Annotated in this window: 13 protein-coding genes; 10 read left to right on the plus strand and 3 right to left on the minus strand. The window is 73.4% G+C overall.

Going from position 1 to position 15779, the window contains the following annotated elements:
* Nucleotides 1-3: 3 nt before the first annotated feature.
* The 3 genes from ACZ6S5_RS06625 to ACZ6S5_RS06635 all read right to left on the minus strand — a co-directional run bounded on the left by ACZ6S5_RS06625 (nt 4) and on the right by ACZ6S5_RS06635 (nt 3905).
* On the minus strand, nt 4-1623 hold the full coding sequence (locus tag ACZ6S5_RS06625) for an MDR family MFS transporter (protein WP_465998430.1): 1620 nt from the start codon (nt 1621-1623) through the stop codon (nt 4-6).
* Between the two features lie 117 nt (nt 1624-1740).
* The gene (locus ACZ6S5_RS06630) at nt 1741-2178 is read right to left on the minus strand and encodes a MarR family winged helix-turn-helix transcriptional regulator (RefSeq protein ID WP_465998432.1); all 438 of its coding nucleotides are present in this window, start codon (nt 2176-2178) and stop codon (nt 1741-1743) included.
* 14 nt (nt 2179-2192) lie between these two features.
* Nucleotides 2193-3905, minus strand: a complete 1713-nt coding sequence (locus tag ACZ6S5_RS06635) for an alkaline phosphatase D family protein (protein WP_465998434.1) — start codon at nt 3903-3905, stop codon at nt 2193-2195.
* A 146-nt stretch (nt 3906-4051) separates the two neighbouring features.
* On the opposite strand from ACZ6S5_RS06635, the gene ftsY reads away from it, so the two are divergent.
* From ftsY to ffh, 10 genes are all read left to right on the plus strand, one after another.
* Nucleotides 4052-5245, plus strand: coding sequence for a signal recognition particle-docking protein FtsY (gene ftsY / locus ACZ6S5_RS06640; protein WP_465998436.1), 1194 nt, complete (start codon nt 4052-4054; stop codon nt 5243-5245).
* Between the two features lie 7 nt (nt 5246-5252).
* Nucleotides 5253-6119, plus strand: a complete 867-nt coding sequence (locus tag ACZ6S5_RS06645; protein WP_412819300.1) for a phosphotransferase — start codon at nt 5253-5255, stop codon at nt 6117-6119.
* Nucleotides 6120-6350: 231 nt separating this feature from the next.
* A complete protein-coding gene (locus ACZ6S5_RS06650) occupies nt 6351-7709 on the plus strand; it encodes an ammonium transporter (RefSeq protein ID WP_465998439.1) in 1359 nt (452 codons plus the stop codon).
* Nucleotides 7710-7734: 25 nt separating this feature from the next.
* Nucleotides 7735-8073, plus strand: a complete 339-nt coding sequence (locus ACZ6S5_RS06655) for a P-II family nitrogen regulator (protein WP_013284578.1) — start codon at nt 7735-7737, stop codon at nt 8071-8073.
* 25 nt (nt 8074-8098) lie between these two features.
* A complete protein-coding gene (locus ACZ6S5_RS06660) occupies nt 8099-10384 on the plus strand; it encodes a [protein-PII] uridylyltransferase (RefSeq protein WP_465998441.1) in 2286 nt (761 codons plus the stop codon).
* Between the two features lie 80 nt (nt 10385-10464).
* Nucleotides 10465-11367 carry an ABC transporter ATP-binding protein gene (locus ACZ6S5_RS06665; protein WP_465998443.1) on the plus strand — a complete coding sequence of 301 codons (903 nt, stop codon included), beginning with the start codon at nt 10465-10467 and terminating at the stop codon, nt 11365-11367.
* Nucleotides 11357-12178 carry an ABC transporter permease gene (locus tag ACZ6S5_RS06670; RefSeq protein ID WP_465998445.1) on the plus strand — a complete coding sequence of 274 codons (822 nt, stop codon included), beginning with the start codon at nt 11357-11359 and terminating at the stop codon, nt 12176-12178. The genes ACZ6S5_RS06665 and ACZ6S5_RS06670 overlap by 11 nt, the downstream gene beginning before the upstream one ends.
* 20 nt (nt 12179-12198) lie before the next feature.
* Complete coding sequence (locus ACZ6S5_RS06675) at nt 12199-13326, plus strand: sensor histidine kinase (protein ID WP_465998447.1); 1128 nt, start codon at nt 12199-12201, stop codon at nt 13324-13326.
* On the plus strand, nt 13323-13979 hold the full coding sequence (locus tag ACZ6S5_RS06680; protein WP_465998449.1) for a response regulator transcription factor: 657 nt from the start codon (nt 13323-13325) through the stop codon (nt 13977-13979). The genes ACZ6S5_RS06675 and ACZ6S5_RS06680 overlap by 4 nt, the downstream gene beginning before the upstream one ends.
* A gap of 232 nt (nt 13980-14211) precedes the next feature.
* Nucleotides 14212-15765 (plus strand): signal recognition particle protein, encoded by a 1554-nt coding sequence (ffh, locus tag ACZ6S5_RS06685; RefSeq protein ID WP_465998451.1) that lies wholly within the window; start codon nt 14212-14214, stop codon nt 15763-15765.
* The last annotated feature ends 14 nt before the right edge of the window (nt 15766-15779 follow it).

Below are 15779 nucleotides of genomic sequence, written 5' to 3' on the forward strand. Positions count from 1 at the left end.
GCCTCAGTCCCGGGCTCCGGTCCGGACCACCGCGGCCCCGCCGCCCGCGGCGACGGCCGACTCGCGCTCGACCTCGGCGGAGATCGCGTCGCCGGTGTGCCGGCGCAGCGGCACCTCCTTGATGAAGACCACCGCGAGCAGGGCGACCAGCCCGAAAGGCGCGGCGGCCAGGAAGATGTCCCCGGCTCCGTGCCCGTACGCGGACTCGACGACCGCGCGGATCGGGGCGGGCAGGGTGTGCACGTCGGGCAGGGTGCCGCCGCTGCCGGAGCTGGACGCCTTGATGCCCAGCCCGGCCAGCCCCTCGGCGAGGTAGTCCTTGACCTTGTGACCGAGCACCGAGCCGAGGGCGCTCACGCCGATCGCGCCGCCGAGGCTGCGGAAGAAGGCGACCACCGAGCTGGCCGCGCCGAGCTCGTGCGTGCCGACGGTGTTCTGCACGGCGAGGACCAGGTTCTGCATGGTCATGCCGAGCCCGAGGCCGATCAGCGCCATGAAGATGGCGATCCGCCAGTACGGGGTGTCCGCGCGCAGCGTGCCCATGGTGGCGAAGCCGACGGTGAGCAGGACCGAGCCGGCGACCAGGTAGCGCTTCCAGCGGCCGGTGTTGGTGATGATCCGGCCGACCACGGTGGAGGCCACCAGCAGGCCGCCGATCATCGGCAGCGTCATCAGGCCGGACATGGTCGGGCTCTCGCCGCGGCTGATCTGGAAGTACTGGCCGAGGAAGACCGAGGCGCCGAACATGCCGACGCCGACCGCGATGCTGGCGATAACGGCGAGGGTGATGGTGCGGCTGCGGAACAGGCGTGGCGGGATCATCGGCTCGGTGGCCCGCTGCTCCACCCGGAGGGCGATCGCGCCGAGCAGCAGCGCCCCGGCGACCATGGCCGCGCTCTGCCAGGAGATCCAGTCGTACTTGTCGCCGGCCAGGGTGATCCAGATCAGCAGCAGCGAGACGGCTGCGGTGATCAGGGTGGCGCCCCACCAGTCGATCTTCACCGAGCGCTTGACCACCGGCAGGTGCAGGGTCTTCTGGAGCACGACCAGGGCGAGGATGGCGAACGGCACGCCAACGTAGAAGCACCAGCGCCAGCCGAGCCAGTCGGTGTCGACGATGACGCCACCGATCAGCGGGCCGCCGATGGTGCCCAGCGCCATCACCGCACCGAGGTAGCCGCTGTACCGGCCGCGCTCGCGCGGGGCGATCATCGTCGCCATGATCACCTGGGCCAGGGCGGTCAGGCCGCCCGCGCCGACGCCCTGGACCACCCGGCAGGCGATGAGCTGCCCGGTCGACTGCGAGAGCCCGGCCAGCACGGAGCCCAGCACGAAGACCCCGAGGGCCAGCTGGACCAGGATCTTCTTGCTGGTCAGGTCGGCGAGCTTGCCCCAGACCGGGGTGGTCGCGGTGGTGGCCAGCAGCGTCGAGGTGACCACCCAGGTGTAGGCGGACTGGCCACCGTGCAGCTCGGTGATGATCCGCGGCAGCGCGTTCGAGACGACCGTGGAGGAGAGGATCGCGACGAACATGCCCAGCAGCAGGCCGGAGAGCGCCTCCAGGATCTGCCGGTGGGTCATGCCGACGGCGGTCGCCCGGGTGGGCGCTGTCGCCTGGGTCATCGTGGTGTGCCTCCGGACATGTCGGGAGAAAGGGTTGCCTCAGGCAACCGTAAGGCTTGGTTGCCTCAAGCAACAACCGCCCGTGGCGCAGGTCTTATTCCCCGGCCGTCCCGGGGCTCAGAAGGTCTCGTTGAACTTGTGCATGAGCCGGGCGAAGTCCTCGACGTCCTGTTTCGGCCAGCTTTCCAGCGTGCGCCGGATCTGCCCGAGCCGGGCGGCCCGGGCGGTGTCGAACCGGCGGGTGCCCTCCTCGGTGAGGCTGAGCTGGGCGGCCCGCCGGTCGGTGGGGTCCGGGTCGCGGCGGACCAGGCCCAGCGACTCCAGGCCGTTGATCTGCCGGCTCAGGGTGCCCTTGCCGATGCCGAGCTTGGCGGCCAGGTCGGTCAGCCGGATCGAGCCCGACCGGCGCAACCAGAGCAGCAGCCCGTACGCGTTCGGCTCGAGGTTGGGATGCACCTCCCGGGCGATCTCCCAGGAGAGCGCGCGCCCGCGACGCAGCAGGGCGGTCAGCTCGTGCTCCACGGCGCGCAGCGTCTCCGGCGGGTGATCGTCCACGGGGGAGAGCGTACTCACGATTCCGCGCTGAGCTGCTGCCGCGCCACGGTACGCAGGTGGCCGTCGCCGGTGGTCCCCTCGATGAGCACCTCCGCCGCCCGGCCCCGGTGGGTCAGTGTGGCGATCGCGTTGCCGAAGTACGGCCCGGCCAGCTTCTTCCACCGCACGAACGGCCGGCGCACCCCGGCCGAGCGCGCGAGGGCCCAGGTGGCGGCGGCCGGCCCCGGGTTCCAGCCGAGCGCCATCAGCGGACGGATCGCAGCCGGCACCTGGTTGTGGATCGGCGAGCAGGTGAGCTGGTGCACCGGGGTGCGGACGCTCCGGTCCGCGAACCGGGCCCGGGCCACGTACGAGTGGTGCACGTCCCCGGAGAGCACGCTGATCGACGCCGGTGCCGGGTACGCCGGACCCGCGCCCACCCGGTCGCCCGGCCGGGTGGCCCGGCCGCTGCCCAGTCGGGCGAAGAGCTCGCCGAGGGCGTCGAACGAGCGCCGGAACGACGCCCAGTGCTCCAGGTCCAGGGCCCGGCGGAGTTGCTCGGACACCTTCGCCGCCCAGGGCCGGGGGGAGTCGGCCAGCTTCTCGTTCCACGCCTCGACATGGTGGATGCCGGGCGGCAGCAGCCAGGGCAGCGAGGCGCCGACCACGAGGTGGTCGTAGACGCCGTGCGCCCGGTCCAGGAACCAGGACCACTCGCCGGGCGGCAGCATCGCCCGGTTGCCGGACTCCAGCACCCGGCTGGACCGGTTGTCCAGCATCACCAGGCGGGTCCGCCCGAGGTCGAGGGCGTAGCTCCACTGGTACTGCACGGCCCGCCAGCGCTCGGTGTCGTGCGCGACGTCGGCCTCCTTGTCAACCCGCTCGCCGAACTCGTACAGCACGGAGGTGGCGTCCTCGGCGGCCATCACCTTGGCGTACACCGGGTCGGCGGCGATCTCGTCCGGAGCGAGGTTGCCCAGGTGCTGGTAGACCCAGTAGGAGGCGAGGCCGCTGCGGATCCGCTCCGCCCACCAGGGCTGCTCGCGCATGTCCGCCCGCCAGGACGCCGACGTGTTCCAGTCGTCGATCACCTCGTGGTCGTCGAAGATCATCACGCTCGGCACGGTGGAGAGCAGCCAGCGGATCTCCGGGTCGCGCCAGGACTCCAGGTAGAGCTTGGTGTACTCGTCGAAGCTGACCACCTGGGTCGCCGGGGCGTCCTTCGGCCGGCGCCGGCGACGCTTGAGCAGCTTGCGCACCGTCGGCGAGGTGACGTCGGCGTAGACCTGGTCGCCGAGGAGCACCAGCAGGTCGGGCCAGGCGGCCGGGTCCGGGTCGGCCATCATCCGCCGGGCGTACGCGTCGAGCGCGTCCGGGGGCAGCTTGCGGGCGGTGGCGTGCTGGGTGGTCTCCCGGCAGGACCCGAAGATCAGGTTCACCGGCTGGTCCCGGTCGTCCGCCGCCCGGGTCCGGATCACGCTGGCCGGGAAACCGGTCTCCGGCACCGGCCAGGCGACCTCGTCGTCGATCAGCACCTCGTACGTGGTGGCGCTCTCCGGCGCCAGCCCCTCCACCACCACCATCGCGTAGTGGTGGTCGTAGGCCGTGAAGGTGGGCGCACTGCCCCGGGCGCCGTCGGCCGTGCGGACGGTGACCACCGCGGGGCCGCTGGTCTCCACCCAGACGGTCGCCCGCGTGCCGACGACCCGCCGCAGCAACGGACCGATCAGCAGGCGGGAGCTGGGCACGACGCACCTCCGACGAAGATCGTTTCAGCCTTTCTTACCCGGCCGGCGATTGCGGCACGCCTACCAGCCGCGAGCGTACCCGCAGGTTGTTCGCGCGCCGAGGCGGTGAGTGGGACGTCGTCGCCGGCATCTGACAGGATTTCGGCATGAAGGAATACCTCCTCGTCGTACTCGCCCTGCTCGGCGTGCTGATCATCGGCGGCCTCAGCCTCGTGGTGCCCCGGCTGCGCCGGCGCCCCGAGCCGCCGCTGCCGGAGACGGAGGTCGAGACCCGGGCCGAGGAGGACCTGGCCGGGCCGCCGGTCGAGGCGGCCGAGGCCGAGGTGTCCACCGGTGTCCTGGTCGAGCCGCCGCCGGTGGTCGAGGCGCCGCCGCTGCCCACCATCGAGGTCCCCGAGCCCACCGCCGGCCGGCTGGTCCGGCTGCGGTCGCGGCTGTCCCGCTCGCAGAACGTCTTCGGCAAGGGCCTGCTCGGCCTGCTCGCCCGGGACCACCTGGACGAGGACACCTGGGAGGAGATCGAGGACAGCCTGATCACCGCCGACGTCGGCATCGACGCCACCCGGGAGATCGTCGACCGGCTCCGCGAGCGGACCCGGGTGCTCGGCACCCGCACCGCCGGCGAGCTGCGCGCGCTGCTCGCCGCCGAGCTGGTCAACGCCCTCGACCCCACCCTCGACCGGTCGCTGAAGACCGCCCCGAAGGTGGACGTGCCGGCCGTGGTGCTGGTCGTCGGGGTGAACGGCGCCGGCAAGACCACCACCTGCGGCAAGATCGCCCGAGTGCTGATCGCCGACGGGCGGACCGTGCTGCTCGGCGCGGCCGACACCTTCCGGGCCGCCGCCGCCGACCAGCTGGAGACCTGGGGCGGCCGGGTCGGCGCGGAGACCGTCCGCGGGCCCGAGGCCGCCGACCCGGCCAGCGTCGCCTTCGACGCGGTCAAGCGGGGCATCGACACCAGGGTCGACACCGTGCTGGTCGACACCGCCGGTCGCCTGCAGAACAAGGTCGGCCTGATGGACGAGCTGGGCAAGGTCAAGCGGGTGGTGGAGAAGCACGGCCCGATCGACGAGACCCTGCTGATCCTGGACGCCACCACCGGCCAGAACGGGCTGGAGCAGGCCCGGGTCTTCACCGAGGTGGTCAACGTGACCGGCGTGGTGCTGACCAAGCTCGACGGGACCGCCAAGGGCGGCATCGTGATCGCCGTGCAGCGCAAGCTCGGCATCCCGGTCAAGCTGGTCGGCCTGGGCGAGGGCCCGGACGACCTGGCCCCGTTCGACCCGGCGCAGTTCGTCGACGCGTTGCTCGGCACCGAGCCGCTCGCCCGGGACGCGTAGCCTCGACGTGACGACTGACGATCGCGCCTACGCGGGGTGGCGCGACCCCAGCCACCACCTGGCGCCGCGCCTCGGGAGACCGTACGTGACCTCACAGGAGATCCCGCTGCACGGCGGGAACGTCAGCACCGTGGTCCGGGTCGGGGACACGGTCCGGCGCAACGCCGGCCCCTGGACCCCCTCGGTGCACGCCCTGCTGCGCCACCTGGAGTACGTCGGCTTCACCGGCGCCCCCCGCGCCCTCGGCATGGACGAGCGCAACCGCGAGGTCCTGTCGTACCTGGAGGGGGAGTGCGGGGAGTACCCGCTGGCCCCGCACTGGGTCACCGACGAGGCTCTGGTCACCGTGGCGACCATGCTGCGGATGTTCCACGACGCCCAGTACGGCTTCACCCCGCCGCCGGGGGCGGTCTGGCGCTCGTTCGGCCCGCCCCCGCCGGACACCGAGGTGATCTGCCACCACGACGCCGCTCCGCACAACGTGATCTGGCGGCCCGACGGCACCCTCGGCCTGATCGACTTCGACCTCGCCTCGCCCGGCGCCCGGATCTACGACGTGGCGTACGCGGCCTGGACCTGGGTACCGATCTTCTCCGACCGGGACTCCATCACCCTCGGCTGGAAGCACCCGGACCGGCCGCGGCGGCTGCGGCTCTTCGCCGACGCGTACGGGCTGATCCCGCGCGACCGACACCGGCTGATCCGGACCATCCGCAAGCGGATCGTCGACCACGTCGAGGGCATCCGCCGGATGGCCGCGGCCGGCGAGCCGGCGTTCGTCCGGATCGTGCACAAGGGCCACCTGCGGCGGCCGATGCGCGACCTGCGGCTGCTCGACTACGAGCGGCACGCCCTGGAGTACGCGCTCCGCTGATCCCCCAATCCCCGGAAGAGTGGCTGGTTCCTCGTCGGAACGGCCACTCTTTCCGTTTCCGCCGACCAAGATCGGCGTACTTCACACGCCGGAAACAACCCGTCACGCGTCGGAAATCGAGCGGTGTCGGTGAAGGAAACAGCCGCCGAGCAAGCTTCCGCGCAACCGGCTGACGGGCGATGCTGCCAGGTCTCAGTCGGAAGGAGGAATACGACACCGAGAGGAGGCAGCGTGGAGATCGATACCGGGAACACTGCCTGGTTGCTTGTTTCGACTGCGCTCGTGCTGCTCATGACGCCCGGTCTCGCGCTGTTCTACGGCGGCCTGAACCGGTCCAAGGGCGTCCTGAACATGATGATGATGAGCTTCTCGTCCATCGGGCTCGTCAGCATCCTGTGGCTTTTCTACGGCTTCACCGTCGCCTTCGGTGAGGGCGGCAAGTTCTGGGGTGACCTCGGGCAGTACCTGGGCACCAAGACGTTCGTCGGCGAGAGCGACCTGTGGGGCGAGACCGGTATCCCGCTCTACGTCTTCATCGCCTTCCAGATGATGTTCGCCGTCATCACCGTGGCGCTGATCAGCGGCGCGCTGTCCGACCGGACGAAGTTCGCCGGCTGGCTGGTGTTCGCCTTCGGCTGGGCCACCCTGGTCTACTTCCCGGTCGCGCACATGGTCTGGGGCGGTGGCCTGATCGGCAAGAACATCGGCGCGCTGGACTTCGCCGGTGGTACCGCGGTGCACATCAACGCTGGTGCGGCGGCCCTCGCGCTGGTGCTGGTCCTCGGCAAGCGGGTCGGCTGGCCCCGGGAGAGCGCCAAGCCGCACAACGTCCCGCTGGTCGCGCTCGGCGCCGGCCTGCTCTGGTTCGGTTGGTTCGGCTTCAACGCCGGCTCCGAGCTGACCGCCGACGGGGTCACCGCGCTGGCCTTCATCAACACCCAGGTGGCCACCGCCGCCGCCCTGCTCGGCTGGATCGTGGTGGAGTGGGTGCGCGACGGCAAGCCGACGCTGGTCGGCGCGTCGTCCGGTGCCGTGGCCGGTCTGGTCGCGATCACCCCGGCGTGCGCGTTCATCACCCCGGCCGCATCGGTGCTGCTGGGTCTGGTCGCCGGCGCGGTCTGCGCCCTCGCGGTCGGCCTGAAGTACCGTTTCGGCTACGACGACTCCCTGGACGTGGTCGGCGTGCACTTCGTCGGCGGGTGGATCGGCTGCCTCTGGATCGGCCTGTTCGGCACCGCCTCGGTGAGCTCGCTGGTGACCAGCGACGGCCTGCTGGTCGGCGGGAACGCCTCGCTGCTCGGCAAGCAGGCGCTGGGCGCGCTGATCGTGACCGTGTACTCCTTCGCGATCGCCTACGCCCTCGGCTTCGTGATCGACAAGACGATCGGGTTCCGGATCCCCGCCGAGGCGGAGATCGAGGGCATCGACGTCGCCGAGCACGCGGAGAGCGCGTACGACCTGTCGCCCACCACGGGCAGCAGCGGCGGGGCGTTCGCGATGGCCGGGATCGGCGCCGCCAAGCCGGCCCCGGAGCCCACCGACGCGGCGGAGGCGCCCGCCGAGCCGGTCAGCGAGAAGGTCGCCGGTTAACGTTCCTGGGATGGAGGGGTTGGACATGAAGCTGGTGACCGCGGTCATCAAGCCGTACCAGCTGGACGCGGTGAAGGAGGCCCTGCACGCCCTCGGCGTGGCCGGCCTGACCGTCAGCGAGGTCCAGGGCTACGGCCGGCAGAAGGGGCACACCGAGGTCTACCGGGGTGCCGAGTACACGGTCGAGTTCCTGCCCAAGATCCGGGTCGAGGTGCTCACCGACGAGATGGACGTCGACAAGATCGTCGACGCCATCGTGGGCGCCGCCCGGACCGGCAAGATCGGCGACGGCAAGGTCTGGGTGACCGGCGTCGAGGAGGTCGTCCGGGTCCGTACCGGCGAGCGCGGCCTCGACGCCCTCTGACCGGGATCCGACCGACGTGACCTCGTTGACCACGACGCCCGGCCCCGCCGGGGACGACGCGCTCGTGGTCAACGAGGCCGTCGGCGTTCCCGGCGGGATCGGCGCCGAGGCCCGCGCCCGCCGGGCCGACGCGCTCGACACCTGGCTCCGGTCGATCTTCCCGCCCCGGGCGGGCACCGCCCTGATCGCCGTCGGCGGGCTCGGCCGGCGGCAGTGCGCGCCGTACGGGGACCTGGACCTGGTGCTGCTGCACGCCGGGGTGCCCGGCACCGACGAACTGGCCACCTCGCTCTGGTACCCGATCTGGGACGCCGGGCTGCGGCTGGACCACTCCGTACGCACCGTCGCCGAGGCGCTCTCCGTGGCCCAGGACGACGTCAAGGTCGCCCTCGGCCTGCTCGACGCCCGGCACGTGGCCGGCGACCCGGCCCTGGCCGACCAGCTCATCCACACCGCCATCGACCACTGGCGGCGGACCGCCGTCCGGCAGCTGCCGAAGCTGCGGGAAATCACCGACGCCCGCTGGGCAGCCCACGGCGAGCTGGCGTTCCTGCTCGAAGGGGACCTCAAGGAGGCCGCCGGCGGGCTGCGGGACGTCGGCATCCTGCGGGCCATCGCCACCGCCGGGGTCACCGACGCGCTGCGCCCGGCCGTGCACGCCGCCCACCGGCGGTTGCTGGACACCCGGGACGCCCTGCACCAGCAGGTCGGCCGCCGGGTCGACCGGCTGGTCGCCCAGGAACGCGACGGCGTCGCCGCGCTGCTCGGGCTGCGTGGGTCCGACGCCGGCGCCGACGGCGGTGACGGGGACGCGCTGCTGCGGCGGGTCGCCGGGGACGCCCGGACGGTCAGCCACGCCCTCGACGACGCCTGGCGGGCCGCCGACCGGCTCCGCTCCGGCCGCCGCCGCGGCGCGGACGGCCGGCCGCTGCGCCGGCCGGTAGCCCGGGACGTCGTCGAACACGACGGCGAGCTGGTGCTGGCCCGCACCGCCATCGGGGCCCGGCCCGACCCGAGCCTGTCGCTGCGGGTCGCCGCCGCCGCGGCCACCACCCGGCTGCCCATCGCCCGGGCCACCTGCGAGTGGCTGGCCGCGTACTGCCCGCCGCTGCCCGCGCCCTGGCCGCCGGCCGCCCGGGCCGCCCTGATCACCCTCCTCGGCGCCGGTCCGGGCCTGGTGCCCGCCTGGGAGACCTGCGACCGGTACGGGCTGATCGACGGCTGGCTGCCCGAGTGGACCCGGCTGCGCAGCCTGCCCCAGCACAACCCGGTGCACCGGTTCACCCTCGACCGGCACCTGGTGCAGACCGCGTACGAGGCCAGCCGGCACACCCGCGAGGTGGACCGGCCGGACCTGCTGCTGCTCGGCGCGTTCCTGCACGACATCGGGAAGGGCCTGCCAGGGGATCACAGCAGCGTCGGCGCACCACTCGCCGAGGCGGTGGCCGCCCGGGTCGGGCTGCCCGAGGCCGAGGCGGCGCTGATCGGCGCGCTGGTCCGGCTGCACCTGCTGCTGCCCGACGTCGCCACCCGCCGCGACCTGTCCGACCCGAAGACCGTCGCCGGGGTGGCCGAGCAGGTCGGCGACACCCTCACCCTGGAGCTGCTGCACGCCCTGGTCCGGGCCGACGCCGCCGCCACCGGGCCGGCCGCCTGGTCCGACTGGAAGGGGCGGCTGGTCGCCGAGCTGGTGGCCCGGGTACGGACCGCGCTGGACACCGGCGAGCTGCCCGCCCCGCCGGCCCCCGACCCGGCGCTGGTCGCCGGGCCGCTGCCGGTCGTACACCTCGGGGAGGACCGGGTGTCGGTGGCCGCGGCCGACCGGCGGGGCCTGCTCGCGACGGTGGCCGGCTGCCTGGCCCTGCACCGCCTGGAAGTTGTCTCCGCGGACGCCTCCACGGTCGACGGCCGGGCCCTGGTCGAGTGCCGGGTGCAGCCCCGCTACGGGCTGGCGCCCGACCCGATCGCGCTCACCGCCGACCTGCGCCGCGCGGTCGCCGGCGACGTCTCGGTCACCCAGCGGCTGCGCGGCCGGGCGCTCGCCGCCCGCAGTCAGGGGGCCGCCGCGCCGCGGGTGGTCTGGCACCGGGAGGCGGCCACCGACGCGGTGCTGCTGGAACTGCGCGCCGCCGACGCGGCCGGGCTGCTGTACCGGGTCTCCTGCGCGCTCGACGAGGCCGGCGCGCAGGTCCGGGCGGCCCGGATCTCCACCCTCGGCGGCGACGTGGTGGACGCCTTCTACCTGGTCGGCGGCTGGCCCCCGGAGGCGGAACGGGACCGCATCGAGTCCGCCGTGCTGGCCGCCGTCTGAGCCGGCTACGTCCGCTGACGTAGGCGCAGAGCCGCCGCCGGGGCGACGTGCCGGCGGCGCAGCGGCGGGACCCTCGGGGCATGAACCTGCCAGTGCAGACCGAAGGGCTCACCAAACGGTACGGCGGCCTGACCGCCGTGCAGGACCTCGACCTGACGGTCCGGGCCGGGGAGGTGTACGGCTTCCTCGGCCCCAACGGCGCCGGGAAGACCACCACCCTGCGCATGCTGCTCGGGCTCGTCCGCCCCACCGCCGGCACGGTACGGCTGCTCGGCCGCTCGCCCGGCGCCGGCCGGCTGACCGGCGTCGGCGCGTTGATCGAGGGGCCGGCCTGCTACCCGTACCTCTCCGGTCGGGACAACCTGCGGGTGCTGGCCCGCTACGCCGGGGTCGGCGCCGACCGGGTGGCGCTGGTGCTGGACCTGGTGGACCTCACCGACCGGGCCGGCGACCGGTACGCCGGCTACTCGTTGGGCATGAAGCAGCGGCTCGGGGTGGCCGCCGCCCTGCTGAAGGACCCGCGCCTGTTGATCCTGGACGAGCCGACCAACGGCCTCGACCCGGCCGGCATGGCGGACATGCGCACCCTGATCCGCCGGCTCGGCGCGGGCGGGTGCACCGTGCTGGTCTCCAGCCACCTGCTCGGCGAGGTCGAGCAGATCTGCGACCGGGTCGGGGTGATCTCCCGGGGGCGGCTGATCGCCGAGGGGACCGTCGCCGAGCTGCGCGGCGCGGCCGGGCTGCGGGTGCTCGCCGACCCGCTGGACGAGGCGGCGGCGCGGACCCGGGCGCTGGTCGGCGCGGACCGGGTCCGGGTGGTCGACGGCGGGCTGGAGCTCGCCGTGGCGCCCGAGCGGGCCGCCTGGCTCAACGCCGAGCTGGTCTCGTCCGGGCTCGCCGTCCGGGAACTGCGCCCCCGGGAGCGGGACCTGGAACAGGTGTTCTTCGACCTCATCGAGAAGGGAACGGCCGATGTCGCGTAGCTTCCGCGCCGAGACGATCAAGCTGGTCCGACGGCCGGCGAGCTGGCTGCTGCTGGCCATCACGCTGGCCCTCGCGCTGATCTTCACCTATCTGTTCCCGTACGCCAGCATCGCCGGCGGCACCGACGGGCCGAACGCCGACCGGACCCTGCCCATGCTCCTGCCCGACCACCTGGTCGGGAACTCGCTCGGCGGGCTGCCGGTCTTCCTCGGGTCGATCGTGCTGATCCTCGGGGTGCTCACCGTGGGCGGCGAGTACGGCTGGGCCACCTGGAAGACCGTGCTCACCCAGGGTCCCTCCCGGCTGGAGGTGTACGCCGGCAAGCTGCTCGCCCTCACCGCCGCCGCGCTGGCCGTGGTGCTCGCGGTCTTCGCGGTCGGGGCGGTGGCCAGCGTGCTCATCGCGGTCGCCGAGGCCCAGCCGGTGCGCTGGCCCGGACCGGGTGATCTGCTCACCGGCATCGGGGCGGGGTGGCTCATCGCGACGATGTGGGCGATGCTCGGTGCCGTGCTCGCCGTCGCCCTGCGCGCGGTGGCCCTGCCCGTCGGGCTGGGCCTGGTGTGGATGCTCGCGGTGCAGAATCTGCTCGCCGCGATCGCCGCGCCCCTGCTCGACTGGGTGGCGCAGGCGCAGAAGGGGCTGCCCGGCCCGAACGCGGGTTCGCTGGCGGCCGCGCTCGGCGCGCCCGGGGACACCCCTGGCGTGGCGGCGACCGTCGGTGGCGCACAGGCGGCGGTGGTCGTGGCGGCGTACCTGGTCACCTTCGCGGTGGTCGGCGCGGTGCTGCTGCGACGGCGGGACATCGGCTGAGCCGGGTGGGGGAGGGACGCGTGGAGCGGGACCGGACCGGATGGAGCGGCGCCGCGCTCGACGCCGGCATCGCCCTGGCGTTGCTCGCCATCGGGCTGGTCGGCACCGGTCCGGCGAGCGTGAACGTCGGCATGTCCACCGGCCGCGCCACCTACCCGCTGGTCGTGGTGGCCGCGCTGGCCCTCGCGGTCCGCCGGCGCTGGCCGCTGGTCACCCTGGCGGTGGTCACCGCGGCGGTCACGGTGTACCTGGTGTTCGGCTACCCGTACGGGCCGATCCTGCTCTCCTTCCTGGTCGCGGTCTACACGGTCGCCGCCCACCGTCCGGTGCGGACCGCGGCGGTGGCCGGCGGCGCTGCCCTGGTGGCGCTGCTGGTGCACGTCTTCCTCGGGACGCGCCCGCCCGGCCTGATCGGTCTGATGCCGGCCGCCGCCTGGGTGGTGGTGCCGTTCGCGGTCGGCACCACCGTGCGGCTGGTCCGGGAGAACGCGGCCCGCGGCCGGGTGGACGAGGCGCGCCGGCTGGCCGATGCGGAACGGCTGCGGGTCGCCCGGGAGGTGCACGACGTGGTCGGGCACGGGCTCGCCGCGATCCACATGCAGGCCGAGATCGCGCTGCACCTGCTCGCCCGCAAGCCTGAGCAGGCCGAGGCGGCGCTGACCGCGATCAGCCGCACCAGCAAGGAGGCGCTGGACGAGCTGCGGGTCACGCTGACCGTGGTACGCCGCGACGAGGCGGTCGACGAGCGGGCCCCCGTCCCCGGGCTGGCCCAGCTCCCGCAGCTGCGCGAGCGGCTCGCCGGCGCCGGCGTCCCGGTCACCGTCGAGGTGGACGGGGAGCCGCGCGCCCTCCCGGTCGCGGTGGACCTGGCCGCGTACCGGGTGGCGCAGGAGGCGCTGACCAACGTGCTGCGCCACGCCGGCCCGGCCACCGCCACCGTCCGGATCCGGTACGCGCCCGCCGAGGTCGCCGTCGAGGTGACCGACACCGGTCGCGGGGCCGCCGCCGCGCCCGCCCGGACCGGCGGTTTCGGCCTCGCCGGCATGCGGGAGCGGGTCACCGCGCTGGGCGGCTCGTTCACCGCCGGCCCTGTCGCGGGCGGCGGCTTCCGGGTGTACGCCACACTGCCGCTGGAGGAATTCGCATGATCAGGGTGCTGCTCGCGGACGACCAGGACCTGGTCCGGATCGGGCTGCGTGCCCTGGTGGAGAGCGAGGACGACCTCGCGGTGGTGGGGGAGGCGGCCGACGGGCTCGCCGCCGTCGAGCTGGCCCGCCGGGAGCGCCCCGACGTGGTGCTGATGGACGTCCGGATGCCCGGCGTGGACGGCATCGAGGCGACCCGGCGGATCGTCGCCGACCCGGACCTGGCCGGCACCCGGGTGGTCGTGCTGACCACCTTCGAGCTGGACGAGTACGTCTTCGACGCGCTCCGGCACGGCGCCAGCGGCTTCCTGACCAAGGACACCCGCCCGGCCGAGCTGCTCCGGGCGATCCGGCTGGTCGCCGAGGGGGAGGCGCTGCTGTCGCCGTCGGTGACCCGGCGAGTGGTCCGGGAGTTCGCCACCCGGCCGGCCCGGGTACCCCGGCCGCATCCCCGGCTCGGCACCCTCACCGACCGGGAACGGGAGGTGGTCGGGCTGGTCGGCGAGGGGCTGAGCAACGCCGAGATCGCCGAGCGGCTGGTGGTCAGCCCGGCCACGGCGCGTACCCACGTCAGCCGGGCCATGGTCAAGCTGGGCGCCCGCGACCGCGCCCAACTGGTCGTCTTCGCGTACCAGTCGGGGCTGGTGGAGGCCTGAGCCGCGCCGTCCCGCCCCGCCGCGCGGTCTCCCATGATCGGCTCCGGCTGCGGCACGTCGGGGGTCCGTCGCTTCGGATGCCGCGACATGCCGCACCTCGAGTGGATCATGACGGGCGCGGGGCACGGGGCCGGCCGGGAGCGGTGGTGCGGGCGGCGGGCTACCCTAGCGGTGGCTGGACAGCCTGCCCGGCCGCTCCGTGCCCGCCGACAACGACAAACGGGATGTTCGTGTGTTTGACACCTTGAGTGACCGCCTCTCCGGGATCTTCACCAAGCTCCGTGGCAAGGGTCGGCTCACCGACGCCGACATCGACGCCACCGCGCGCGAGATCCGGATGGCGCTGCTGGAGGCCGACGTCGCCCTGCCGGTGGTCAAGGGCTTCATCGCGAACGTCAAGGAGCGGGCCCGGAGCGCCGAGGTCTCCCAGGCGCTGAACCCGGCCCAGCAGATCGTCAAGATCGTCAACGAGGAGCTGGTCAACGTCCTCGGTGGCGAGGGGCGGCGGCTCCAGTTCGCCAAGCACCCGCCCACCGTGATCATGCTGGCCGGTCTCCAGGGTTCCGGTAAGACCACCCTCGCCGGCAAGCTGGCCCGCTGGCTCAAGGCCCAGGGGCACCAGCCGCTGCTGGTCGCCGCCGACCTCCAGCGTCCCAACGCCGTCGGGCAGCTCCAGGTGCTCGGCGGCCGGGCCGGCGTCGAGGTGTACGCCCCGGCGCCCGGCAACGGCGTGGGCGACCCGGTTCAGGTGGCCCGCGACTCCATCGAGCACGCCAAGCGGGCGGCCCGGGACATCGTGATCGTCGACACCGCCGGTCGGCTCGGTATCGACGCCGAGATGATGCAGCAGGCCGCGAACATCCGCGACGCGGTCCAGCCCGACGAGGTCATCTTCGTCATCGACGCGATGGTCGGTCAGGACGCCGTCCGCACCGCCGAGGCGTTCCGCGACGGCGTCGGCATCACCGGCGTGGTCCTCTCCAAGCTCGACGGCGACGCCCGCGGCGGTGCCGCGCTGTCGGTCCGCGAGGTCACCGGGCAGCCGATCCTCTTCGCCTCCACCGGCGAGAAGCTGGAGGACTTCGATGTCTTCCACCCCGACCGGATGGCCAGCCGGATCCTCGGCATGGGCGACGTCCTCACTCTGATCGAGCAGGCCGAGGCGGCCTTCGACGCCGATCAGAAGGAGAAGATGACCGCCAAGCTGATGGGCGGCGAGCAGTTCACCCTGGAGGACTTCCTCGACCAGCTCATCGCGGTCCGGCGGATGGGTCCGATCGCCAACGTGCTGGCCATGATGCCCGGCATGGGGCAGATGAAGGACCAGCTCGCCGAGCTGGACGACAAGCACTTCGACCGGGTCACCGCGATCATCCGGTCGATGACCCCGGGTGAGCGCACCAACCCGAAGATCATCAACGGCTCCCGGCGGGCCCGCATCGCCAACGGTTCCGGCGTCACCGTGATGGACGTCAACCAGCTGCTCAACCGCTTCACCGACGCGCAGAAGATGATGAAGCAGATGGGCGGCATGATGGGCCTGCCCGGCGGTGGCCGGCGCAAGGCGACCAAGTCGCCGAAGAACAAGCGCAAGGGCACCAAGGGCGGCGGGCGGCCGCGTACCGGCGCCGGGGTGCCGGGCGGCTTCCCGGGCGGCATGCCGCAGCTGCCGCCGGGCCTGGACCCGGGCGACCTGGCCGGTGGCCAGGGCCTGCCGCCGGGCTTCAAGCTGCCGAAGATCGACTTCAACAAGCTCGGCAAGGGCGGGGACAAGGGCCCCCGCTGACCGCGTACGGGACG

The organism is Micromonospora sp. NPDC051924, assembly GCF_055586005.1.